This window comes from Streptomyces sp. NRRL S-37 (assembly GCF_000721605.1).
Classification (GTDB): Bacteria; Actinomycetota; Actinomycetes; order Streptomycetales; family Streptomycetaceae; genus Streptomyces.
The window spans coordinates 94,636-117,733 of record NZ_JOIZ01000025.1; the positions used below are offsets into that span (position 1 = coordinate 94,636).

Annotated in this window: 20 protein-coding genes; 7 read left to right on the top strand and 13 right to left on the bottom strand. The window is 75.8% G+C overall.

Features of this window, described 5'->3' with window-relative positions; all coding sequences use genetic code 11:
* The first annotated feature begins 51 nt into the window (after positions 1 to 51).
* From IH50_RS0131260 to IH50_RS0131270, 3 genes are all read left to right on the top strand, one after another.
* Positions 52 to 888: a helix-turn-helix transcriptional regulator gene (locus tag IH50_RS0131260; RefSeq protein ID WP_107062190.1), complete on the top strand. Its 837-nt coding sequence runs from the start codon at positions 52 to 54 to the stop codon at positions 886 to 888.
* Positions 889 to 1,044: 156 nt separating this feature from the next.
* Entirely contained in the window at positions 1,045 to 3,855 is a 2,811-nt protein-coding gene (locus IH50_RS0131265) for an ATP-binding protein (RefSeq protein WP_030869869.1), read from the top strand.
* A gap of 334 nt (positions 3,856 to 4,189) precedes the next feature.
* Positions 4,190 to 4,981 (top strand): S1 family peptidase, encoded by a 792-nt coding sequence (locus IH50_RS0131270; RefSeq protein ID WP_030869873.1) that lies wholly within the window; start codon positions 4,190 to 4,192, stop codon positions 4,979 to 4,981.
* 101 nt (positions 4,982 to 5,082) lie between these two features.
* Here IH50_RS0131270 and IH50_RS0131275 read toward each other — a convergent pair whose 3' ends face one another.
* Positions 5,083 to 6,177 (bottom strand): winged helix DNA-binding domain-containing protein, encoded by a 1,095-nt coding sequence (locus IH50_RS0131275; RefSeq protein ID WP_030869878.1) that lies wholly within the window; start codon positions 6,175 to 6,177, stop codon positions 5,083 to 5,085.
* Positions 6,178 to 6,277: 100 nt separating this feature from the next.
* Between IH50_RS0131275 and IH50_RS0131280 the strand changes: the two genes are divergently transcribed.
* Positions 6,278 to 7,201 (top strand): polysaccharide pyruvyl transferase family protein, encoded by a 924-nt coding sequence (locus IH50_RS0131280; protein WP_030869881.1) that lies wholly within the window; start codon positions 6,278 to 6,280, stop codon positions 7,199 to 7,201.
* Between the two features lie 57 nt (positions 7,202 to 7,258).
* On the opposite strand, the gene IH50_RS0131285 is transcribed toward IH50_RS0131280, so the two are convergent.
* The 8 genes from IH50_RS0131285 to IH50_RS0131325 all read right to left on the bottom strand — a co-directional run bounded on the left by IH50_RS0131285 (position 7,259) and on the right by IH50_RS0131325 (position 14,119).
* Complete coding sequence (locus IH50_RS0131285; RefSeq protein WP_030869885.1) at positions 7,259 to 8,155, bottom strand: glycosyltransferase family 2 protein; 897 nt, start codon at positions 8,153 to 8,155, stop codon at positions 7,259 to 7,261.
* Complete coding sequence (locus IH50_RS0131290) at positions 8,152 to 9,027, bottom strand: glycosyltransferase family 2 protein (RefSeq protein ID WP_030869887.1); 876 nt, start codon at positions 9,025 to 9,027, stop codon at positions 8,152 to 8,154. Before IH50_RS0131290 ends, IH50_RS0131285 begins: the two co-directional genes overlap by 4 nt.
* A 154-nt stretch (positions 9,028 to 9,181) precedes the next feature.
* Positions 9,182 to 10,168, bottom strand: a complete 987-nt coding sequence (locus IH50_RS0131295; RefSeq protein ID WP_030869890.1) for a glycosyltransferase family 9 protein — start codon at positions 10,166 to 10,168, stop codon at positions 9,182 to 9,184.
* Positions 10,169 to 10,280: 112 nt separating this feature from the next.
* Positions 10,281 to 11,231: a glycosyltransferase gene (locus IH50_RS0131305; protein ID WP_030869893.1), complete on the bottom strand. Its 951-nt coding sequence runs from the start codon at positions 11,229 to 11,231 to the stop codon at positions 10,281 to 10,283.
* Positions 11,228 to 12,217, bottom strand: coding sequence for a glycosyltransferase family 9 protein (locus tag IH50_RS0131310; protein ID WP_030869897.1), 990 nt, complete (start codon positions 12,215 to 12,217; stop codon positions 11,228 to 11,230). Before IH50_RS0131310 ends, IH50_RS0131305 begins: the two co-directional genes overlap by 4 nt.
* Positions 12,214 to 12,876: a D-glycero-alpha-D-manno-heptose-1,7-bisphosphate 7-phosphatase gene (locus IH50_RS38095; RefSeq protein ID WP_030869899.1), complete on the bottom strand. Its 663-nt coding sequence runs from the start codon at positions 12,874 to 12,876 to the stop codon at positions 12,214 to 12,216. The genes IH50_RS0131310 and IH50_RS38095 overlap by 4 nt, the downstream gene beginning before the upstream one ends.
* Complete coding sequence (locus tag IH50_RS0131320; RefSeq protein WP_030869902.1) at positions 12,873 to 13,871, bottom strand: glycosyltransferase family 2 protein; 999 nt, start codon at positions 13,869 to 13,871, stop codon at positions 12,873 to 12,875. Before IH50_RS0131320 ends, IH50_RS38095 begins: the two co-directional genes overlap by 4 nt.
* Positions 13,868 to 14,119 carry a hypothetical protein gene (locus IH50_RS0131325; RefSeq protein ID WP_030869904.1) on the bottom strand — a complete coding sequence of 84 codons (252 nt, stop codon included), beginning with the start codon at positions 14,117 to 14,119 and terminating at the stop codon, positions 13,868 to 13,870. The genes IH50_RS0131320 and IH50_RS0131325 overlap by 4 nt, the downstream gene beginning before the upstream one ends.
* 311 nt (positions 14,120 to 14,430) lie before the next feature.
* On the opposite strand from IH50_RS0131325, the gene IH50_RS0131330 reads away from it, so the two are divergent.
* The gene (locus IH50_RS0131330) at positions 14,431 to 14,871 is read left to right on the top strand and encodes an SRPBCC family protein (RefSeq protein WP_030869908.1); all 441 of its coding nucleotides are present in this window, start codon (positions 14,431 to 14,433) and stop codon (positions 14,869 to 14,871) included.
* Positions 14,872 to 14,885: 14 nt separating this feature from the next.
* On the opposite strand, the gene IH50_RS0131335 is transcribed toward IH50_RS0131330, so the two are convergent.
* From IH50_RS0131335 to IH50_RS0131350, 4 genes are all read right to left on the bottom strand, one after another.
* Positions 14,886 to 16,037 carry an XdhC family protein gene (locus tag IH50_RS0131335; RefSeq protein WP_030869910.1) on the bottom strand — a complete coding sequence of 384 codons (1,152 nt, stop codon included), beginning with the start codon at positions 16,035 to 16,037 and terminating at the stop codon, positions 14,886 to 14,888.
* A gap of 112 nt (positions 16,038 to 16,149) precedes the next feature.
* Entirely contained in the window at positions 16,150 to 18,534 is a 2,385-nt protein-coding gene (gene pucD / locus IH50_RS0131340; RefSeq protein WP_030869913.1) for a xanthine dehydrogenase subunit D, read from the bottom strand.
* Positions 18,535 to 18,536: 2 nt separating this feature from the next.
* Positions 18,537 to 19,079: a (2Fe-2S)-binding protein gene (locus IH50_RS0131345; protein WP_030869915.1), complete on the bottom strand. Its 543-nt coding sequence runs from the start codon at positions 19,077 to 19,079 to the stop codon at positions 18,537 to 18,539.
* Positions 19,079 to 19,969 (bottom strand): FAD binding domain-containing protein, encoded by an 891-nt coding sequence (locus IH50_RS0131350; RefSeq protein WP_030869917.1) that lies wholly within the window; start codon positions 19,967 to 19,969, stop codon positions 19,079 to 19,081. Before IH50_RS0131350 ends, IH50_RS0131345 begins: the two co-directional genes overlap by 1 nt.
* A gap of 344 nt (positions 19,970 to 20,313) precedes the next feature.
* On the opposite strand from IH50_RS0131350, the gene IH50_RS0131355 reads away from it, so the two are divergent.
* Both IH50_RS0131355 and IH50_RS0131360 read left to right on the top strand, forming a co-directional pair.
* Positions 20,314 to 22,002 (top strand): PucR family transcriptional regulator, encoded by a 1,689-nt coding sequence (locus IH50_RS0131355; protein WP_030869919.1) that lies wholly within the window; start codon positions 20,314 to 20,316, stop codon positions 22,000 to 22,002.
* 159 nt (positions 22,003 to 22,161) lie between these two features.
* On the top strand, positions 22,162 to 22,923 hold the full coding sequence (locus IH50_RS0131360; protein ID WP_030869920.1) for a hypothetical protein: 762 nt from the start codon (positions 22,162 to 22,164) through the stop codon (positions 22,921 to 22,923).
* Positions 22,924 to 23,098 lie beyond the last annotated feature (175 nt).

The following is a 23,098-nucleotide window of genomic DNA, read 5'->3' on the forward strand; positions in this document are numbered from 1 at the left end:
TGCGCCGCGCGGAGGCCGTGGTGAAGGGGCGAACAGGTGACAGCTGACCCGATGAGGGCGGGCGACGCGGTGGAGATCCGCGGGGCGCTGGCCCGGCTGCGGCGCGCGACCGGGCTGCCGGTCGCCTTCGGCGGGCTGGTGGAGCCCGGCCGGCGGCAGGTGCGCATCAGCGAGCTGAGCGGCACCGCGACGCCCGCGCTGAGCGCGCTCGCGGTGACCCCGGGCAACGGTCTGGGCGGCAAGGCGGTGGCGCTCGCCCGGCCGTGCGCGGTGACGGACTACTCCGTCTCGCGGCGGATCAGCCACGAGTACGACGTCCCGGTCGCCGCCGAGGGCCTGCGCGCCGTCGTCGCCGTGCCCGTGGTCGTACGGCGCCGGGTGCGGGCGGTGCTCTACGGCGCCCTGCGCGCGGCGCAGCCGCTGGGCGACCGCACGCTCGGCGCGGCGGTCCAGGCGGCGCGGGACGTGGAGCAGGCGCTGGTAGTACGGGAGGAGGCGGCGGCGCTGATGGCGGCGGCCGGTCCAGGGGTGGCCGATCCGGCGGCCGGGGTGGCCGGGGCGGCCCGGGAGCAGGTGCGGGAGGCGCACGCGGCGCTGCGGGCGCTGGCGCCGCGGATCACGGACCCCGTGCTGCGGGCCGAGCTGCTCGACGCGTGCGCCCTGCTGACCGCGGGCACCGTCCCGTCCCCGGCGGTGCGGCTCGCGCCCCGGGAGGTGGACGTGCTCGCCTGTGTGGCGGCGGGGGCGACCAACGGGGCGGCCGCACAGCGGCTGGGGGTGACGGCCGAGACCGTCAAGGCGTACCTGCGGTCGGCGATGCGGAAGCTGGGGGTGCGCACCCGGGGGCAGGCCGTGGTCGCGGCCCGCCGGGCGGGGTGGTTGCCGTAGGTTTGCGGTGTTTTCCCGAGACGGGTATTACCAGCGGTACGGCGGTGGATTTCACCGTCGCCCGGTCCGCTGTAATTTGCCTCACTACACGGTCCGCCCGGAATTAAGGAGCCTGTTGCCTAATATTGGCCAGGACACGCCACACGGAGGGGAGCGGTGACCGTGCGACGGGACTTCAAGGAGCCTGGCAGAAGCCGCCCCGACCTGGTCATAGGCCGGGAGGAGCTGTACGCGCAGGCGCGGGAGCAGCTCGCCCGTGGGGGCAGCGTGCTGCTGCACGGGCCCGCGGGAATAGGAAAATCGACCGTGCTGCGGGCACTCGCGGCGGAAAACGCCGGTGCGGCGGGGACGGTGTTGCGCTGCTCCGCCACGGAGTCCGAATCCCATCTTCCGTTCCTGGCGCTGGCCGATCTGTTCGGTCTGGTCCTCGACAAGGTGTCCGCCCGGCTGCCCGCCGCCCAGCGCACCGCCCTGGAGTCGGCGCTCACCGGGCGCGGCGAGTCCACCCTCCAGCGGGACGGCCTCGCGCTGCGTCTCGCGGTGCTGTCCATCCTGCGGGCGCTGGCCGCCGAGGGGCCGGTCCTCATCGTCGCCGACGACCTCCAGTGGCTGGATTCCGCCAGTGCCGAGCTCCTCGGCTTCGCCGCCCGGCGGCTCGGCGACAGCCCGGTGCGGATGCTGTGCGCGGTGCGCACGGACGGCGAGGAGTACGACCGCCATCTGCGCGCCTGCCCGCCGGACACGCTCGCGGTGCGGCTGGGCCCGTTCTCCCGGACCCAGGTGTCCGCGCTCCTCGACCACCGCGGCTACACCGGTCTGTCCCGTTCCACCGCCCGGGACATCCACCGCACCAGCGGCGGCAACCCGCTGTTCGCCCTCGAACTGGGCCGCGCCCTCGCCGAGAGCCCCACCCGGCCCAGACCGGGCGAGCCGCTGCCGGTGCCGACCTCGCTGCGGGCCCTGGTGCTGAGCCGCCTGGAGATGCTGTCGGACGAGGCGCGCCGCACCCTGCTGGTGGCCAGCGCGGGCGCCCGCCCCACCCTGGCGCTGCTGCACGCGGCCGGCCGGGAGAACGCCGAGGCGGAGACGGCGCAGGCCGCCGCGCTCGGGCTGCTGGCGACGGACTCCGAGGAGCCGGCGCTGCGGTTCGCGCATCCGCTGATCTCGGCCGCCCTGTACGCGGAGGCCCCGGCGCGGGAGCGGCGGGCGGTGCACACGGCGCTGTCCACGGCGGCCTCCGACCCCATCGAGCGGGCCCGGCACCTGGCGCTGGCCGCGACCGGCCCCGACCCTCGGGTGGCGGCCCGGCTCGCCGAGGCCGCCGCGCTGTCCCGGGACCGCGGGGCACCCTCGGTCGCCGCCTCGCTCGGGCTGCTCGCCGCCCGGCACACCCCGGCCGACGGCGATCCCGGCCCCGACGAGCGGCGGCTGCAGGCCGCCGAGGACGCGATCACCGCCGGTGAGGTCGACCTGGCCCGGGACATAGCGCGCGAGGTGCTGACCCGGGCGACGGTGCCGGCCGAGCGGGTGCGGGCGTGGATGGTGGTCATCGAGGCGGCCGGGCAGGCACTCGGCGAGGTCGACGCCGTCTTCCCGCAGGTGCTGGCCGACGCCGGCGACGACCCCCGGCTGCTGGCCCTGGTCCACTACCAGCTCGCCTGGCGGGAGGTGGTGGTGGACGGCGACTTCGCCAAGTCCCGCCAGGAGGCCGCGCACGCGGCGGAGCTGGCCGCGCGGGGCGGTGACCGGCGCACCGAGCTGATGGCGCTCGCCTTCCAGTCGTCCACCGAGACCCTGATGGGCCACCCCGACGCCCCCGCGACCATCCGGCGGGCGCTCCAGGAGCCCCAGGACCCCGCCGTGGCCTGCCATCACAACGGCGCCGCGATGGCGAGGTTCCGCTGGCTGCTGATGAGCGACCAGCTGCCGGAGGCCCGTACGGCCATCACGGCGCTGCTGCGGGAGGCGCGGCGGCGCGGCATGGTGGAGAGCGAGGTGCACTTCTCGCGGCTGCTCGCCGACACCGAGCTGCGCTTCGGGCACTGCGGCCGGGCCCTGGACCTGGCCCGCGAGAGCCTGCGGCTGGCCCGGGACTCCGGGATCGGCGAGAGCGCCTCGGCCATGCTCGCCTCGGTCGCGGAGGCGTCGGGCGGGGACGTGGAGCGGGCGCTGACGCTGGCCCGCGAGGCGGCGGACCACGCCGAGGTGGACGGCGACCAGTTGTACCTCTCCCTCGCCCTGGCCGCCCTCGGTTACGCCCAGTTGGTGGCGGGGGACGCGCAGGCCGCGGTCCGCTCGCTGCGCCGGGTGCGGGAGCTGGAGCAGGGCATGGGCGTCAGCGATCCGGCGCGGGGCCGCTGGCAGGGCGACCTCGCCGAGGCGCTGGTGCGCATCGGGGAGCCCGGCGAGGCACAGGAACTCATCGACGTCACCCGGGTGCACGCGTTGCGTCTGAACCGCGCGAGCGTCCTCGCGGTGCTCGACCGCGCCGAGGCGCTGGTGCGCGCGGCACGCGGTGAACACCAGGCGGCGCACGCGCAGTTGGCGTCGGCGCAGGAGCGGCTCGCCAAGCTGGGGTACGGGCTGGAGGAGGCGCGGGCCGCCTTCGCGCTGGCCCGGCTGCGCGGGCGGGGCCCGGCGCCGGCGGCGTACGACGAGGCCGCCCGGCTGTTCCGGCGCTGCCGCGCGCTGCCGTGGCTGCGCCAGGTGGAGCGGGCGGTGGCCGCCGGTCCCACGGAGCCGGAGGCCGTGCCCGCCGCCGCGCCGGGCGCCCTGGACGGGCTGGCCGCGATGGAACGGCAGGTCGCCGCGCTGGTGATGGAGGGCGCCACCAACCGGGAGATCGCCGGGCGGCTGTTCATCAGCGTCAAGACCGTCGAGGCGACCCTCACCCGGGTCTACCGCAAACTGGGGATCCGCTCCCGGGTCGACATCGTCCGCCTGGCGGCGGGCCGTCGCACGACGTAGCGCCGCGGGGGCGGCACCGGGTCGTCGCCGGATCACCACCGGGACGAGCGGGCCGCCGGATCACCACGGGGGGGCGAACGGGCCGCCGCATCGTCACCGGAACGGACGGACCGCCGCATCGCCACCGGGGCGGACGGACCGCCGGATCATCACCGGGGCGACCGAGGGTTTTCCCTGCCCCAATTCCCCTAGGGGGTTCCCTCATTGGGACGATCGCGCTCCGGACCGTAGCGTAACGGCGTGCCGCCCGCCGGGCACACGGGGGCCTGTCCCGAGGCCCTCGTGCTCGACCCCCACCCCGCGCGACCCCCACCGGCAATCCGTGAGGAGACCCATGTCCGGGCTCACCCGTGCCAAGAAGGCCGCCGCCGTCTGTGCGGCCACCGCTGCCGCCGCCGCGACCGCGCTGATCGCCGCCCCCTCCGCCGTCGCCGCCCCGCAGCCGATCGTCGGCGGTACGACGACCACGACGTCCGCGTACCCGTTCATGATGCAGATCACCGACGCCTCGCAGAACCAGTTCTGCGGCGGCACGCTCGTCTCGCCCACCAAGGTGGTCACGGCCGCGCACTGCATGGTCGGCGAGACCACGGGCAGCGTGCGCGTGGTCGGCGGGCGCACCTACCTCAACGGCACCAACGGCACGGTCGCCAGAGTCAGCCGGATATGGATCCACCCCAGCTACAGAAGCGTCACCCGGGGCGACGACGTGGCCGTGCTGACCCTGTCGACGTCGATGCCGTACAGCACGGCGTCCTACGTCTCCTCCTCCGACACCTCGGTGTACGCGGCCGGCACGACCGCCCGCATCGTCGGCTGGGGCACCACCTCCGCCGGCGGCAGCTCCTCCAACCAGCTGCGCACCGCGACCGTGCCGACCGTCTCCGACGCGAGCTGCCGCGGCTCCTACGGCAGCCGGTACGTGCAGAGCGACATGGTGTGCGCCGGCTACTCCTCCGGCGGGGTGGACACCTGCCAGGGCGACAGCGGCGGACCGCTGCTGATCGGCGGCCGGCTGGCGGGGATCACCTCCTGGGGCGACGGCTGCGCGGCGGCCGGCTACCCGGGCGTCTACACCCGGCTGACCACGTTCTCCGCGGACGTGACGGCACAGGTCAACGGGTGACGGACACCCCCGTGAACTCCTGAGTACCCCTCAGGTGACAGACCAGGGGGCGTTGCGAGCTTCCACGAGCAGCCCGCAACGCCCCCTCTCCATGCCCCCGTTCACCCCCGCACCGTCCCGAGGCGGATGTCGTACGCCGTCCCCGGGTGCATCACGCGGAGCATCCGCTCCCCCTCCGCGACGACCTCGTCCCACCGCCGCCCGTCGAGCCGGCCGAACGGCTCGACGACGAGGGCGTGTTCGTCCAGCCGCCACAGCCCCGCCAGGAACCCGTCGACGAGGAGGGTGCGGTGGGCGGTGTTGCCCTGCCAGTGGCGGCCCCGGTACTCGGGCGGTACGACGCGGGTGCGGTCGGCGTGGGAGAGGAGCAGGTTGTCGAACTCGGGCAGGAAGCGGGGCGGGGCGGGGGTGTCCGGGCCGGGGCGGGGGGCGTCCGGGAGGTCGAAGAGTTCGGTACCGGTTTCGTCGCGGAAGGTGACGAGGTCCGGGCGGAGTCGTTCGAAGGCCTCGCGCAGCCGGGTCAGGCCGGCCCAGGTCTGCATGTCCTTCACGGAGGCCGGCCCGAAGGCGGCGAGGTAGCGCAGCACGGTGGCGTCCGGCACCGGCGCGGGTTCGGCGGGCTCGCCCAGCCAGTGTTCGGCGGTGGTGAGCGTGACCTGGCCGCTGCGGCCCCACAGTCCGCGCGGGGTGATCTGCACGAGGGGGAGCGTGCAGCGGGCGGCGACGGAGAGGGACCGCGGGTCGGCGTCGGGCCATTCCTTCAGCAGGGCCTCGCGCAGCTGCTTCATGGTGCGCGGTTCCGCCTCGACGAGTTCCCGGGCGAGGGCGGCGAGCCGGTCCAGGCCGACGCCCGTGAGCCCCTTGCGGAACTGGTTCAGTTCGCGGTCGCGGGCGGGCTGCACCAGAGGCCGCAGGGTGAGGCAGTCGCGGGCGGTGTGGGTGTGGATGGTCGAGCGCAGGGTGACGATGCGGGCGACCGCGCGGCCGGCCATCGGCCGGGACAGCGCCTCGGGCGTGAAGCCGTCGAGGCGGGCGGCGAGCGCGTAGTAGGGCGGCTTGACGTTCTGCGCCTGGAGACCGACGAGGTGCCCGACCGCGTCCTCGGCGGACATCGGTGAGCGGCGCAGCAGCAGTTGCCGTGCGAGGGTGGCCCGGTTCAGCGCCCGGGTGCCGAGGACCTGCTTCGTCGTCGTCATGTCCGCACGCTAGCGGTCATCGAGGCCGGATCCTGTCCTCGATGACCGTCGGCTGCGGTGCTGATTGCCTTCCGCCGGAGCGGGGCACTCGGTGCGCACTGTGTACGGACGAGAGCGATCGGGACCGCGCAGGGTCCTGCTGACCGGGTGGTTCAGCTTCCGCGACGGGGAGGCGACCGCCGGGGACGTGCTGGCGCTGCGCCGTGTGGAGGAGGTGCTGCGGGGCGCCGGAATGGCGTACGACGTCGTGTGGAGCCCCGGTTTCCTGCCGGAGGCGCCGCACTTCGACGACGTACGGCCCGGCGACTACTCGCACCTGGTGTTCGTGTGCGGGCCGTTGCACGGGCCGCAGATCGAGGAGCTGCACCGGCGCTTCGCGCACTGTGTGCGGATCGCCGTGGGGACGTCGGTGATCGACCCGGGTGACGCGGCCGTGACCGGCTTCCATCGTGTGCTGGCGCGGGACGCCCCCGGCCGTGAGCCGTCCGAGGACCTGGCGGCCCGCGCCCCGGCGCTGCCCGCGCGGCCCGTGGTCGGGGTGGTCCTCACCCACGGGCAGCGGGAGTACGGGGAGCAGCGGCGGCACGGGCAGGTCGCGGAGCGGGTGACGCGCTGGCTGGCCGGGAAGGACTGTGCCCGGCTGGAGCTGGAGACCCGGCTGGACACCCGGGACTGGCATCTGAGCGCGACTCCGGCACAGGTGCAGTCGGTGCTGGCCCGGCTCGACCTCGTCGTCACCGACCGGCTGCACGGGCTGGTGCTGGCGCTGCGCGTCGGCACACCGGTGCTGGCGGTGGACCCGGTGGCGGGCGGTGCGAAAGTGACCGCGCAGGCCCGGACCTGCGGCTGGCCCGCGCTGCTCGCCGCCGAGCAGGTGGACGCGCGCCGGCTGGACCGGTGGTGGTACTGGTGTCTGACCTCGGGCCGGGTGGCCGCCCGGCAGGTGCGCGACGCGTTCCGCGAGGGCCGGGTGCCGGACGGGGCGGACCGGCTGGTGGAGGTGCTGGCGCCGCGCGCCGGTTAGGCGAGGACTGCGGGGTCTCCGGCCAGGCCGTCGGCGAGGGCCTGCGCGGCCGCGGGCTCAGCCGGTGTAGCGGCGGGCCGTGGAGGTGCGCTGGGCGGGTTCCAGGAGGCGCAGGCGGGACTCGACCTCGTCCGGCAGGACCCGGCGTTCGCGCAGGACCCAGGGCAGGGCGGCGGCGGCCTCGGCGAAGGCGCGCAGGGAGGCGGTGTCGCGGGGGACGGTGCGGGCCAGGTGCAGGGTGCGGCGCAGGGCGGAACGGGCCGGGCGGCGCAGCCAGGTGAACCACAGGGTGTTGCGGATGCCGTGCGTCCGGCGCAGGGTGGCGTCCCGCACGGCCGACGCCTGGTGGTGGACCGTCAGGTGATCGGCGTAGGTGAGCCACCAGCCGTCGGCCGCCAGGTCGGCGGCCAGCAGCTCCTCCTCGCCGCCGAGCCAGAGGCGCGGGTGGAAGCCGCCCGCGGCGCGGAAGGCGCCGGTGCGCAGGACGGTCGCGGCGGCCAGGAAGGAGCCGAGGGCCGGGCCGGGCAGCCAGGGCGGGCCGGGGACGGGAGATTCGCGCAGCTCGCGGACGATCGGGTCGTCGGTGCCGTCCGGTTCGACGATGATCCGCGCCGTGACCGAGCCGAGCGCGGGGTGCCGGTCGAGCAGGTCGGCGGCGCCGGCGAGGGAGCCGGGCGACCACCAGGAGTCGTCGTCGCAGAAGGCGACGTAGGGCGTACGGACGTCCCGTACGGCGAGGTTGCGGCCGACGGCGCCGAGGTTGCGGCCGGGGCGCAGCAGGCGGACGTCCGGGTGGCGGCGGGCGACGGCCTCCGCGGTGCCGTCGGTGGAGCCGTTGTCGGTGACGGTCACCGGCGGTTCCTCGGGGAGGGCGGCGAGTTCGGCGAGGGTGCGCAGCAGTTCGGGGCGCCGGTTGTGGGTGATGACGACGACGGTCGTACGGGGGTCGGTCATGCGGCCGTCCTCTCCGGTTCCAGCAGCCGGGCGGCCCGTTCCACGTGCGGGGGCAGCGGCCTGCGCTCGCGCAGGGCCGCCGGCAGCCGGGCGAGGGTCTCCCGCAGGGCGCGCCGGGCCTGGTCGTCGCCGCGTGCCTCGGCCGCGAGGGCGGTGGTGCGGGCGAGGGCGTACGGGACGGGGCGGCGCAGCCAGGCGGTCAGGACCGCGTTGCGGCGCTGGAGCGCCGGGCGGCGGGGGCGGGCCACGGGGGCGGGGTGGTGGTGGGCGACGACCTCGGGGCAGTGGGTGACGCCCCAGCCGCGTGCGGCCAGGTCGTAGGCGAGCAGGGTCTCCTCGCCGCCGAAGAACAGCAGCCGGTGGAAGCCGCCCGCGTCGAGGTAGGCGTACCGGCGGACGACGGCACCGCAGGCGAGGAAGCCGAGCACCTGGGTGCCGGGGAGGTCGGTGGCCGGGCCGAGGGGGGAGCCGGCGAGGACGTCGTTGAGCGGGTCGGGGTCGGCGGCCGGGCCGACGAGGGTGCGGGCGGCGATCAGGCCGAGCCGGGGGTGGGCGTCGAACAGCCCGGCCGCCCGGCCGAGGGCGCCGGGCGCCCACCAGGAGTCGTCGTCGCTGAACGCCACGTACGGGGTGTCGAGGACGCGGGCCCCGTGATTACGGGCGAGAGCGCCGTGGTTGACGGGCAGTGCCAGCACCCGCACCCCGGGGAAGTCGCGGGCGATCACGGCGCGGGTGCCGTCGGTGGAGGCGTTGTCGACGACGAGGATCTCGGGCCGCTCGGGCAGGGAGCACAACTGCCGGAGGGTGACGGCGAGCCGCTCGCAGCGGTCACGGGTGGCGATGACGACACCGAGCCGCGGGTGATCGGTCATGGTGCGTGCTCCTTTCCGCCGGGTGGCTCCGGGCCGGGGACGGTCCCCGGCGGTACCCGTCCGCGGTCCGCGGGCGGGGCGGTCGACGCGCGTCCCCCTGCCGGGAGCGGACCGCCGGCCGGCCGCACACGTCCGCGTTCCACGGACGGGGCCGTCACGGGGTGGCTCCCCGTGCCGGGAGCCGGCCGCCGGGCAGTCGGCCGAGGGCGTGCAGGACCTCGGCGGGGGTGATGCGCAGGAGGGCCGGGTCGGGGCGGCCGGCGTGGGGGTCGCCCGGGGGGCCGTGCCACAGGGTGAGGTGGCGGGGGTGTGCGGGCGGGCCCCACCGGGCGGGCGGGACGGGGCCGAAGAGGGTGACCGTCGGGGTGGCGTGGGCGACCGCCAGGTGGGCGATGCCGGTGTCGCCGCTGACGACGGCGCGGGCGTCGGCGACGAGCGCGGAGAGCCGGTCGAAGGGCAGGCCGCCGGCGAGGACGTCGGTGTCGGGCAGCCGGGCCTCCTTGGCGAGCCGGGCCACCAGGTCGTCCTCGTCGGCTCCCCCGGTGACCACCACCCGCAGTCCGTGTTCGCGCAGGGCCCCGGCGACGGTCGCGTACCGCTCCACGGGCCAGCACCGCGCGGGCGCCCCCGCGCCGGGGTGCAGGACGACGGCGCCGGGGGCGGGGGACGCGGCGTGCGGGCGGGGCAGCAGCAGGTCGGCGGGGTCGGCGTCGATGCCGTACGAGCGCAGCAGCCGGCACCAGCGGTCCCGCTCGTGTTCGTCCTCGTACCAGGGCGGGCCCTCGATCTCCGGGGTCTCCGGGTGGGCGAACGCGAGCAGCCGCAGGGGGCGCAGGGCCTGCAGCAGGCGGTGGCTGGGCGGCCCGTTGCCGTGCAGGTCCACGGCGACGTCCGGGGGCGGGCCGGTCCAGTCGAGGGTGCGGGGCACGGCCCGTCCGGGCGCGGCGGCGGGCAGGACCCGGTCGACCGCTCCCGTGGCGCGGGCGGCCGGCGCGAGCCCGGCGGGTGCCGCCAGGACGAGTTCGTGTCCGGGGAACCCCCGCCGCAGCGCCCGCAGCGCGGGGACCCCGGCGAGCAGATCGCCGAGCCCGAGGGCCCGCAGGACCAGGAGCCGTGGCCGCTGTGCGCGCGTTTCCCTCATCGCGGGATCTCCGTGGCGCGGGGCGGCGGGCCGGGCAGGAGGTGTCCGGGGGTGTCCCCGTCGAGGACGGCGCCGGCGGGCGGGCCCGTGTGTCCGGACCCCGGGGCGGTCCTCATCGGGTCACCTCCTTCAGCAGCCGCTCCCAGTCGTCCAGGAAGCGGGACAGGCCGTAGCGGGCGAGCGCCGCGGCGCGGGCGCGCTCACCGGTGCGGCGGGCGTGCGCCGGGTCGGTGACGAAGTCCCGTACGGCGTCGGTCAGGACGTCGACGCGGTTGGACACCACGCCGGCGCCGGGCGGTACGGCCTCGGTGACCTCGGTGGTGGCGAGGGCGACGACGGGCATGCCGAGGTGCATCGCCTCCAGCAGGGACAGGCCGAGGGAGGTCCAGCGCACGGGGTGGACGTAGACCCGGCGGCGGGCCAGCGCCCCGTGCAGGTCCGCCTGGGTCAGTTCGTACGAGCGGCAGCGGTCGGGGGGCAGGCCGAGCCGGCCGGCGAGGCCCTCGGTCCGCATGCCGAAGACGTCGAGGGGCGCGGCGCCGGCGAAGGCCGGCAGCAGGTCGGTGCCGGTGGTACGGCCGCGCCGCACCGGTTCGTTGACGACGACGGCGGCGTGCGGGAGTTCGCCGGTCCACAGCGGTCCGGGGTCGACGATGCCGTGTTCGACGACGGTCGTGGGGATGCCCCGGTCGTCCCACATCAGGCGGTTGAAGTGGGTGACGTGGACGAGGGTGACGCCGGGGACGTCCGCGGCGGGGTGGCGGGTGTCGGGCACGTCGCCGTGCGGGGCGTTGTGCTCCAGGTAGACGAGCGGCGGGCGGCGGCCCAGCCACCGGTCGACCAGGGCGAGTTCGTGGGGCCGTTGCAGGACGACGACGTCGATGTCCTCCTCGCGCAGGCGCTCCGGGGGGACCTCGACGACCGAGTCGGGCCAGTCGAAGGTGCGGGCGCGGCCGAGTCCGTCGGGTCCGCGGTCCGGGGTGACGGGGACGACGTAGGTGTGCGGGCCCCGCACGAAGGCCGTGGTCCACGACCCGTGCACGTGCCACAGCAGGATCCTCATGTCGCCTCCACGAGCTTGTCGACCGCCGCGACGACGTCAAGCGCGGTCACGGTGTCCAGGCAGGGATGGCCGGGTACGGGGCAGCGCCGGGCGCGGGTCCCGGCGCACGGCGCGTCCTGGTCGCCGAGCAGCACGTACGGCACCCCGTACGGCCGCCAGCGCTCGGCGGGGACGACCGGCGCGAACAGGGACACCACCGGGGTGTCGACGGCGGCGGCGAGATGGGCGGGGCCGGTGTTGCCGGTGACCACGCAGGCGGCCCCGGCGAGCACGCCGGCGAGTTCGGCGGCTCCGGTACGGCCGCCGAGGTCGACGGCCCGGCCGCCGGCGACGTACGCGGTCAGGTCCCGTTCCCCCGCGCCGCCGGTGACGACCACCCGGCGTCCGGCGGCGGTCAGTTCGCGCACCGCCTGCGCGCAGCGGCCGGGGCTCCAGGCACGGGCGGGCACGCTGGCGCCCGGGTGGACGACGACGTACTCCCCGGGTCCGGTCAGCGCCCCGGTCGCGGGCGGCGGGAGCACCCGCAGCCGTCCGTCGTCGACCCGGGGGAAACCGGCGGCCTCGGCGAGGTCCAGCGCGGCCTCGGCCTCGTGGGCGTGAGGGGCGCGGTGGTGGCGTACGTCGAGGAGGGAGCCGGGGTGGTCCTCGCTGTCGGCGGCGATGAAGCGGACGCCGGCCAGCCGCAGGAGGAGCGCGGTGGGCAGCGGGGACTGGTGGAAGGAGGTGAGGATCAGCGCGCTGTCGGCGTCGACGGCGGCGACGATGCCGTCGATCTCCTCCCGGCTGACGGCGGGCGGCTGGAAGCCGGTCCACGGCGAGTCCCAGACGAGCACCTCGTCCACGCCGGGCAGCAGCCGCGCGGCGGGCGCCCCGTGCGGCCCGCACAGCAGGGTCACGGTGTCGGCCCGGGCCGCGACGGCCCGCACGGCGGGACCGGCGAGCAGCACGTCGCCGAAGCTGTCGAGCCGGGTGACGAGGGCTTTCACACGGGCCTCCCCCGCGGCACACGCTCCGCGCCGGGGCCGGCCGGGGACGCCGGCACGGCACGGGCGGGACCGGCCGGACGGCGGACACCGGCGAGCGCCTGGCCGGTGGGCGGTGGGGAGGCCGCGGGCCCGTCCCACGCCGGGGTGTTCAGGAGCAGGTGTACCGCTGTCAGGAGGTCCGGGGCCACGTGGGGGGCGGCGGAGGTCTCCTCGGGGCGGGTCTGCGGGGTGGGGACGAGGAGGGCGTGGGCGCCGGCGCGGTGCGCGGCCTCCACGTCGGCGCCGATGTCGCCGATGACGACGCAGTCGGCCGGGTCCGTACGAAGGCGGCCGGCGGCCCGGAGGATCATGCCCGGCCGGGGTTTGCGGCAGGGGCAGCCGTCGTCGGGGCCGTGCGGGCACATGGTCCAGACGTCGAAGGGGCCGAGGAGTTCCTCGACGCGCCGGTTGACACGGCGGGCGTCGGCCTCGGTGAGCAGTCCGCGGGCGATGCCGGACTGGTTGGTGACGACGCCGGTGCGGATGCCGCGTGCGCGGAGCGCGTCGAGTGCCTCGCGGGCGCCGTCGACGGGCCGTACCAGGCCGGGGTCGGCGTTGTAGGGGACGTCGTGGACCAGGGTGCCGTCGCGGTCGAACAGCACCGCCTTCACCGGGCTCATCGGGCCACCTCCTGCCAGGCCGGTGCGTTGCGGTGGCGCCAGGCCCCGGCCAGCCGGTGCCAGGTCGCGGCGGGCGGGATGACGACGCTGGTGGCCAGTACGGTCGTCACCTCGTCGCGGGTGCGCGGCCCGGGCACGATGCGGGCGCGGGCGAACTCGGCGGTTCCGGCGGCCCAGCCGAGCGCGCAGGCGGTGGCCGCCCGGCGGTGCCCGGCGGCGGCAAGGGCGCAGGCGGCGGCACCGGCGGCGGTGATCGCGGTGTGCCGGCGGATCCGGCCGCGCGGCGCGACCGCCTTGTCCCACCAGTCGGGGCCGTGCAGGTGCCGCATCAGGGCGTCGTCGGCGTGGCCGCGCTGCTGCCCCACCGACGCCCAGCGGGACGCGGGGCGCACCGGGTGCAGCGTGGTGCGGTGGCCCTTGCGGATGCGCCAGCCGGCGTCGAGGAGGCGCAGCGCGAGGTCGGCGTCCTCGCGGAAGGCGCGGGGGAAACGTTCGTCGAAGCCGCCGACCTGCCGGAGGGCCTCGGTGCGGTAGGCCATGTCGGCGGTGGTCCAGCGGGCCCGGGTGAGTCCGGCGGTGCCGCGTTCCCAGTCGGTGGGGCGGCGTCCGCCGGGCAGCGGCACGGTGATGACGCCCTGGACGCCGGCGGTGTCGGGGGTCGCCTCCTCGAGGTCCCGGACGAGCTGTGCGCACCAGTGCGGCCCCACCTGGACGTCGTCGTCGAGGAAGGCGATCCAGGGCGCGGTGACGGTGCGCAGCCCGGTGTTGCGTGCGGCGGCGGGCCCCCGGCCGCCGGTGGCGACGGTGGTGGTGCGTTCGCGCAGGTCGCCGAGGACGGTCAGCGCGTGGGCGAGGGTGCCGGGCGCGGGGTCGGGCCGGTCGTCGACGAGGACGATCTCGTCGGGGCGCGGCCCGCGCGCCGCGGCCAGCGCGGCGAGGCAGTCGGCGAGGGTGTCCCGCAGCAGGGTGGGGACCACGACGGCGTAGGACGTCATCCGGACGCCCTCCCCCCGCGCACCGCGCGGGGCCCGGTCGCGGGCGGGCCGGCGGGGTCCGGACCCACCCGTTCCCGGCACCGGCGGGCGGACCGCCGCGGCGGTTCCCAGGAGGAGAGGGGCGGCGGGTGTGCGCCGTGCCCTCGCCGGCCGAGGTGCTCCTCCTCGGCCGCCGCCACCGTCCGGCCGTCGGCGGGCTGCGCGGCGGCGGGGTCGTGGAACAGGGCGTCGATACCGGGGATGCGCATGGGGAGGGTGCTCCGTTCCTGCGGGAAACGAGTACCGCGGGGGTGCGGGTGCCGCGCCCCCGGTTGTCTCAAACACTTGGAGACGACTCGAACCGCTTTGCACTGGTACGCACCTGTATGCACCGGCGCGAGGTGGCGGGCAACCGCTCGGACCGGGACGGGTGAGGCGGCTCGGGCGGCCATGAGCCGCGAGAACCGGCCGACGGCGGGTCCGGGGCCGGCGAGGTGTGCCGGGAGCCGGGCACTGGGCCGGGCGGGTGACCCGTACCCGGACGCGTCGGCGAGCGGGCCGGATTCCCTAGGATCCCCCCGTGGCCACCTTCCAGCTCCGGCGCACGGCGCCCCTGTCCCCCGACGAGGCCTGGCGCCGACTCACGACGTGGCCCCGCCACGGGGAGGCGGTCCCGCTGACCCGGATGACGGTGACCACTCCCCCGCCCACCGGCGAGGGCACGAGGATCGTCGCCCGTACGGGCCTCGGCCCGCTCTCCTTCGACGACCCGATGGACGTGACGGTGTGGCGCCCCCCGGCGGACGGCTCCCCGGGGTTCTGCCGGCTGGAGAAGCGCGGCCGGGTCGTCACCGGCTGGGCGGAGATCGAGGTACGCCCCGGTCCGGGCGGCCGGGCGCGGGTGGTGTGGCGGGAGGAGATCGGCGTCCGCTTCCTGCCCTCCGTCTTCGAGACGGTCCTGGCACGGGCGGGCCGCCGGGTGTTCGGACGGGCGGTGAACCGGCTGCTGCGGCGGGCCTGACCGCTCCGGGGCGCTCAGACCACCGACCCGGTCCGGCCCGCCGCTCCGGGCGCGCCGTCGTGGTGGATCGGGGTGGGGGCGCCGGTGAGGGGCGCGCCGCTGCCGCCGCGCCGGCTCGCGACGATCTCCGCCGCGATGGACAGCGCCGTCTCCTCCGGGGTGCGGGCGCCCAGGTCCAGGCCGATCGGTGACCTGAGGCGGGCCAGTTCGAGGTCGGTCACGCCGACGTCGCGCAGGCGCGCGGTGCGGTCCAGGTGGGTGCGGCGGGAGCCCATGGCGCCGACGTACGCCACCGGCAGCCGCAGCGCCAGCTTCAGCAGCGGTACGTCGAACTTCGCGTCGTGGGTCAGGACGCACAGCACCGTGCGGGCGTCGACGGGCGTGCGCTCCAGGTACGTGTGCGGCCACTCGACGACGATCTCGTCGGCCTCGGGGAAGCGGGCCCTGGTGGCGAAGACGGGGCGTGCGTCGCACACCGTGACGTGATGGCCGAGGAACTTGCCCATCCGGACCAGCGCCGCGGCGAAGTCGACCGCACCGAAGACGATCATCCGGGGCGGGGGCACGGAGGACTCGACCAGCAGGGTGAGCGGTGCTCCGCAACGCGAGCCCTGCTCTCCGGTCTCCAGGGTGCCGGTGCGGCCGGCGTCCAGGAGGGCGCCCGCCTCTGCGGCCACCGTGCGGTCCAGTTCCGGACGGTCGCCGAGGCCGCCCTCGTACGAGCCGTCCGGGCGGACCGTCAGCGCGCGGCCCAGCAGCTCCGCCGGGCCGCTCACGATCCGCGCCACCGCCACCGCCTCCCCGCGCGCGGCGGCGGCGAGCGCGGACGCGAGCACCGGGCGGGCGGGGTCCGCCGCGCGTACCGGTGCGACCAGGATGTCGATGACCCCGCCGCAGGTCAGCCCCACGGCGAAGGCGTCCTCGTCGCTGTAGCCGAAGCGCTCCAGGACGGTGTCGCCGTCCCTCAGCGCCTGCTCGCACAGCGCGTACACCGCGCCCTCCACGCACCCGCCCGAGACCGAGCCGATCGCCGTGCCGTCGGCGTCCACCGCGAGCGCGGCGCCGGGCCGGCGGGGCGCGCTGCCGTCGACCGCCACCACGGTGGCCACCGCGAAGTCACGGCCCTGCCCGACCCACCGGTCCAGTTCCTCGGCGATGTCCAGCATCTCTCGCTCTCCTCGGCTGCGGTCGCGTGACAGGTGCCCGCGAACGGCGGCCGGCGCACGCCCGGCCGGCTCTCGGCCCAGGCGGGGTCGCCTGCCCGCGGCGGCGGGTCGGTCACACGGTCCCGGTGAGGTGTTCCGGGCGTACCGGGGTTCTGTTCAGCTCCAGGCCCGTGGCGTCGCGGATGGCCGCGAGGACCGCCGGGGTCGAGGACAGGGTGGGGGCCTCGCCGACGCCCCGCAGTCCGTAGGGGGCGTGGTGGTCGGCGAGTTCGAGGACGTCGACGGGAAGGGCCGGGGTGTCGAGGATGGTGGGGATGAGGTAGTCCGTGAAGGACGGGTTGCGCACCTTCGCGGTCCTCGGGTCGACGACGATCTCCTCCATGACCGCGATGCCCAGGCCCTGGGTGGTGCCGCCCTGGATCTGGCCGATGACGGACAACGGGTTGAGCGCCTTGCCGACGTCCTGCGCGCAGGCCAGTTCGACGACCTTCACCAGGCCGAGTCCGGTGTCGACCTCGACGACGGCGCGGTGCGCGGCGAAGGAGTACTGGACGTGTCCGTCGCCCTGGCCGGTGTGCGGGTCGAAGGGTTCGGTCGGCCGGTGCCGCCACTCCTGTTCGACCTCGACGGCCTCGTCGCCGAGGACGTCCACCAGGTCGGCGAGCACCTCGCCGCCGTCGGTGACGACCTTGCCGTCCTCCAGCAGGAGTTCGGCGCTCGCCCAGGCCGGGTGGTACGAGCCGAACCTGCGCCGGCCGAGTTCCAGCACCTTCTCCCGGACGATTTCGCAGGCGTTCTTGACCGCGCCGCCGGTGACGTACGTCTGCCGGGAGGCGGAGGTCGAACCCGCCGAGCCGACCCGCGTGTTCGCCGGGTGGATGGTCACCTGGCCGACGCCCAGTTCGGTGCGGGCGATCTGCGCGTGGACGGTGACGCCGCCCTGGCCGACCTCCGCCATCGCGGTGTGCACGGTGGCGACCGGCTCCCCGCCGGCCACCTCCATGCGGACCCGGGCGGTGGAGTAGTCGTCGAAGCCCTCGGAGAAGCCGACGTTCTTGATGCCGACCGCGTAGCCGACGCCGCGGACGACGCCCTCGCCGTGCGTGGTGTTGGACAGGCCGCCCGGCAACTGGCGCAGGTCGGCGCCCTCGCTGGACTCCCACTGGCGTTCCGGCGGCATGGGCATCGCCTTGACGCGGCGCAGGAGTTCGGCGACCGGCGCCGGGGAGTCGACGCGCTGGCCGGTGGGCATGAGGGTGCCCTGTTCCATGGCGTTGCGCTGCCGCAGCTCCACCGGGTCCATGCCGAGCCGTGCCGCCAGCTTGTCCATCTGCGCCTCGTACGCGAAGCACGCCTGGACGGCGCCGAAGCCGCGCATGGCGCCGCAGGGCGGGTTGTTGGTGTAGAGGGCGATCGCCTCGATGTCGACGGCGTCGACGGCGTACGGGCCGACGCCGAGCGAGGAGGCGTTGCCGACCACGGCCGGGGAGGCGGAGGCGTACGCGCCGCCGTCGAGGACGATGCGCGCCTTGACGTGGGTCAGCCGGCCGTCGGCCGTGGCGCCGTGCTCGTAGAAGAGCTTGGCGGGGTGGCGGTGGACGTGGCCGAAGAAGGACTCGAAGCGGTTGTAGACGATCTTGACGGGTTTGCCGGTGCGCAGGGCGAGCAGACAGGCGTGGATCTGCATGGACAGGTCCTCGCGGCCGCCGAACGCGCCGCCGACGCCGGCCAGGGTCATCCGTACCTTGTCCTCGGGCAGGCCGAGGACGGGCGCGATCTGGCGCAGGTCGGAGTGGAGCCACTGGGTGGCGATGTAGAGGTGGACGCCGCCGTCCTCCTCGGGGACGGCGAGGCCGGACTCGGGGCCGAGGAAGGCCTGGTCCTGCATGCCGAAGGTGTACTCGCCCTCGACGATCACGTCCGCGCGGCGCCGGGCCGCCTCGACGTCGCCGCGCACGATGGGCTGGCGGTGGACGATGTTGGGGTGGGGGACGTGGCCGATGTGGTGGTCGTCGCGGTTCTCGTGGACGAGGACCGCGTCGGGGGCGAGGGCGGAGGCCTCGTCGGTGACGACGGGGAGGCCGCGGTAGTCGACCCTGATCTTCGCGGCGGCGCGGCGGGCGGTCTCCGGGTGGTCGGCGGCGACGATCGCGACCGGTTCGCCGTGGTGGCGGACCTTGCCGTGGGCGAGGACGGGGGTGTCCCGGATCTCCAGGCCGTAGTGCCTCACGTCGGCCGGCAGGTCGTCGTACGTCATCACGGCGTACACGCCGGGCACGGCGAGGGCCTCGCCGGTGTCGATGGAGACGATCTCGGCGTGGGCGACGGTGGAGCGCAGGATCTGGCCCCAGAGCATGTCCTCGTGCCACATGTCGGAGGAGTACGCGAACTCGCCGGTGACCTTGAGGGTGCCGTCCGGACGGAGGGTGGACTCGCCGATGCCGCCCCTGGTCCCCGCCCCCTGCGTGATCCTGGTGGGAATCCCGTTCGCCGGCATGCTCACACCCCCTCGGACTGCCGGGCGGCGGCCAGGCGGACCGCGTCCATGATCTTCTCGTAGCCGGTGCAGCGGCACAGGTTGCCCGAGAGGGCCTCGCGGATGTCGGCGTCGGTCGGGTCGGGGTCGCGTTCCAGCAACTCGTCGACGGCGACCAGCAGGCCGGGTGTGCAGAAGCCGCACTGGACGGCGCCGGCGTCGAGGAACGCCTGCTGGACGGGCGCCAGTCCGCCGCCCTCGCCGGTCCCCGGGCCGGTGCCCCCGGCCGCGTCCGGTGAGGTGCCGCCCGAGCGCCTCCTGGCGAGGTCCGCCAGGCCCTCCACGGTGACGACCTCGCGGCCCTGGACCTGACCGGCGGCGACGAGGCAGGAGCACACGGGCACGCCGTCGAGGCGGACGGTGCACGATCCGCACTCGCCCTGCTCACAGGCGTTCTTGGAACCGGGCAGGCCGAGCCGCTCGCGCAGCACGTACAGCAGGGACTCGCCCTCCCAGACGTCGTCGGCCTCCTGGGGGCGTCCGTTGACGGTGAAGTCGATGCGCATCACGCGGCTCCTTCCGTGCTGCGGCGGGCGCCGCGGTACGACTCCCAGGTCCAGGTCAGGGTGCGGCGGGCCATGACGCCGACCGCGTGCCGGCGGTAGCCCGCGGTGCCGCGCACGTCGTCGATCGGGGCGCAGGAGGCGGCGCACAGGTCCGCGAACCGCTGGGCGACGGACGGGGTGATGATCTTCCCGTTGTCCCAGAAGCCGCCCTCCTCCAGCGCCGCGTTCAGGAACTCCTCGGCGGCCCGCGCCCGGACGGGCGTCGGGGCGGCCGAACCGATGCCGGTGCGCACCGTCCGGGTCCGCGGGTGCAGGGCGAGTCCGAAGGCGCACACGGCGATGACCATGGCGTTGCGGGTGCCGACCTTGGAGTACTGCTGGGGTCCGTCGGCCTTCTTGATGTGGACGGCGCGGATCAGCTCGTCGGGCGCCAGCGCGTTGCGCTTCACGCCGGTGTAGAACGCGTCGATGGGGATGCGGCGCGACCCGCGTACCGACTCGGCCTCGACCTCGGCGCCGGCGGCGAGCAGCGCCGGGTGGGCGTCGCCGGCCGGGGAGGCGGTGCCGAGGTTGCCGCCGACGCCGCCGCGGTTGCGGATCTGCGGGGAGGCGACCGTGCGGGAGGCGAGGGCGAGGCCCGGCAGCTCGGCGCGCAGGTGCTCCATGATCCGCGCGTACGGGACGGAGGCGCCGAGCCGTACGCTGTCCTCGCCGACCTCCCACTCGTACAGGTCGCCGATGCGGTTGAGGTCCATCAGGTACGCGGGCCGGCGGTGGTCGAAGTTGATCTCGACCATCACGTCGGTGCCCCCCGCGATCGGCACGGCGGCGGGGTGCTCGGCCTTCGCGGCGAGCGCCTCCTCCCAGCCGGCGGGGCGAAGGAAGTCCATGACCGGCTCTCTTCCTCGTCTCGTGGGGCGTACGGATCAGGCCAGTCCGTGTGCGGCGGGCCCGGCCCGTTCCGGTGCGCTCCACTCGGAGTGCGGCCAGTACACCGCCGGGCCCTCCGCGGGGGTCAGTCACGGAAACCATGAAGGAGTTGGCTGGCCAGCGCAGACATCTTGTAGATTCGTATGAACGGAGGTCCTCTGTACCCTCCCCACTTTCCTCCGGAAACAGGGGACACGGTCCAGGACACGGCCGACATCGCTGATCAGCCACCCGACGGGCCCTCCCCGGAAGGTCCTTCCACGGCCCGCCACGGCCATCGAGACAAGAAACGACGGAGACGAGAATGCGGCTGCGCGCACTGCTGGACACCGACGCGCTGGGCCTGAGGCTGCTGTACGGCGAGGACGAGCTGGAACGCGGTGTGCGCGGGGTGATGACCACCGACCTGAGGGACCCCAGCCGCTATCTCTCCGGCGGGGAACTGGTGCTCACCGGCCTGGCCTGGCGCCGGGACGCGGCGGACTCGGAGCCGTTCGTACGGATCCTGGCGCAGGCCGGGGTGGCCGCCGTCGCAGCCGGTACGGCGGAGCTGGGCGACGTGCCGGACGACCTGGTGGTGGCCTGCGCGCGGCACCGGCTGCCGTTGTTCGCGGTGCACGAGTCGGTGGCGTTCGCGACCATCACCGAGCACGTCGTGCGGCAGGTGTCCGGCGAGCGCGCCGGGGACCTGGCGGCCGTGGTGGACCGGCACCGGCGGATGATGACCTCCGGTCCGGCGGGCGGCGGCCCCGACGTCGTACTGGACCTGCTCGGTTCCGACCTGGACCTGCGGGCCTGGCTGCTGTCGCCCACCGGCCGGCTGATCGCGGGCTCGACGGCCGCCGGGTCGCGGGAGGCGGAGCCGGCGCTGCCCGCCGACGTGTGTGCGCGGCTCGCCGCGGAGCAGCTGGCGGCCGCCCGCACCGGCCGGCCCGGCCCGCACCGGGTCACGCTGGGCCGGACGACGTACAGCCTCTTCCCGGTGCGCAGCAGCGCACGTTCCGCGCCGGCGTCGCGCGACGTGCGCGAGACGGTGCTGTCGGACTGGGTACTGGCGGTCGAGGCGGACGCCGGGGAGTGGACCGGGGAACGGCTGGACCTGCTGCACGGCGTCACCCAGCTGATCGCCGTCGAGCGGGACCGCAGGGATGCGGCGCGCACGGTGCGGCGGCGGCTCGCGCAGGAGGTGCTGGAGCTGGTGCAGACGGGAGCCGCGCCCGGCGAGATCGCGGCGCGGCTGCGGGTGGCCGCGCCGGTGCTGCTGCCCGGGCTGGGGACCGCGCCGCACTGGCAGGTCGTGGTGGCCCGCGTCGACTGGGACGGCCAGGAGGCCGACGGCGGGCCGGTGGCCCAGGCGCTGCTGGAGGAGATCCTGGTCGACCCGGCGTCGACGGGGCCCGAGCACTCCGACCGCATCGCGGTGGCGCACACCGGCGACGAGGCGATCGCCCTCGTACCGCTGCCCTCGGTGACCGGCGAGCACGACGGCTCCGGTGCCGGTGTCCTCGCCGACGCGCTCCTCGCCGCCGTGCGCGACCCGCTCACGGCCGGGCTCGACGGCGACGGCCGGCTCACCCTCGGTGTCTCCGCCGCCGTGCACTCGGCGGAGGGGCTGCGCGGGGCGCTGGAGGAGGCGCGGCACGCCCGGCGCGTGGCCGCGGCCCGTCAGGGCCGGGTCTGCGCGGCCGGCCACCAGGAGCTGGCCTCGCACGTCCTGCTGCTGCCCTTCGTCCCCGACGACGTACGGCGCGCCTTCACCGCCCGCCTCCTCGACCCGCTGCGGGACTACGACCGCCGGCACCGCGCCGAGCTGATCCCCACCCTGGAGGCGTTCCTCGACTGCGACGGTTCCTGGACCCGCTGCGCGTCCCGCCTCCATCTGCACGTCAACACGCTGCGCTATCGTGTCGGCCGCATCGAGCAGCTGACGGGCCGTGACCTGTCCCGGCTGGAGGACAAGCTGGACTTCTTCCTCGCGCTGCGGATGAGCTGAACCCGGCCGGCCCGGGCCCCCGATTCAGGCCCGCGGTCCGGGACTTTGTGAAATCCTTCACCCACCCTCTTGGCCGGGCCCGGTGGTTCGTGCTGAGATGCGGCCACCACTCAACAGCTCGATGGCGTGCTCGGGGAGGGCAACGTGGCGCATACCGCCATGTCCGGTGACGGAACGACCGCCGATGACGATCCCCTCCAGACGGCGGTGTGGCGGCTGCGTTCCCGTGCCTGCTGGGCCGACGCCGCCGCCCTGCTCGAACCCGCCGGCCCGGACGCGGCGCTGCAGCGGGCGTCGCTGCTGGTGGAGCGGTGTCTGTACACCGAGGCGGGGTGGGAGGAGGCCGAGGACGCGCTGCGTACGGCCGAGGCGCTGGCGCACACGGACGACGAGCGGGGTGCGGCCGCTTGTGAACGCGGGTACTTGGCCTACGCCGCCACCCTGTTCGCCGTACGCGACCGGGCGGACGAGGCGCGGGCCGCGCTCGGCCGGGCGGCGGCGCTGATCGCTCCGGGGGCGGCGGGGCGGGCGCTGCTGGACTTCCGGCGCGGTCTGATCGCCGAGAACCTCACCCGGTCGCCGCAGGCGGCGCGGGCCGCGTACCGTCGCGCCCACGCGGGCGCCACCGCGCACGCCGACCCGCTGCTGCTGTCGGCGACCTGGCGCCATCTGTCCGGGCTGGCGCTGCGCGACGGGGAGTTGGCCGAGGCGCGGCGTGGATTCGCGGAATCCCTGCGTATCCGGGAGGAGTTGGGCTACCTGGTCGGCACGGCTCCCGCTCTGGTCTCCCTCGCCGATACGGAGACCGAACCGGAGGCCGGCCGGCTCCGCGAGGAGGCCCGCCGCCTCTTCCGCCTCCTGGGAGGCGTCCCCACCTGGCTCGCCCACCGGCTGGCACCGCCGGGGGCGGCGACGGCATAGGGTTTTCGCCCCCCGCCGCCCCTTCCCGTCCCGAACCTGGGGCTCCGCCCCGGACCCCGCTCCTCAAACGCCGGAGGGGCTACATCTCAGCCTCTCCGGCGTTTGAGGAGCGGAGGTCCGGGGGCAGCGCCCCCGGGGGACGGGAACGGGAAGGGGCGGCGGGGGCGAAAAAACC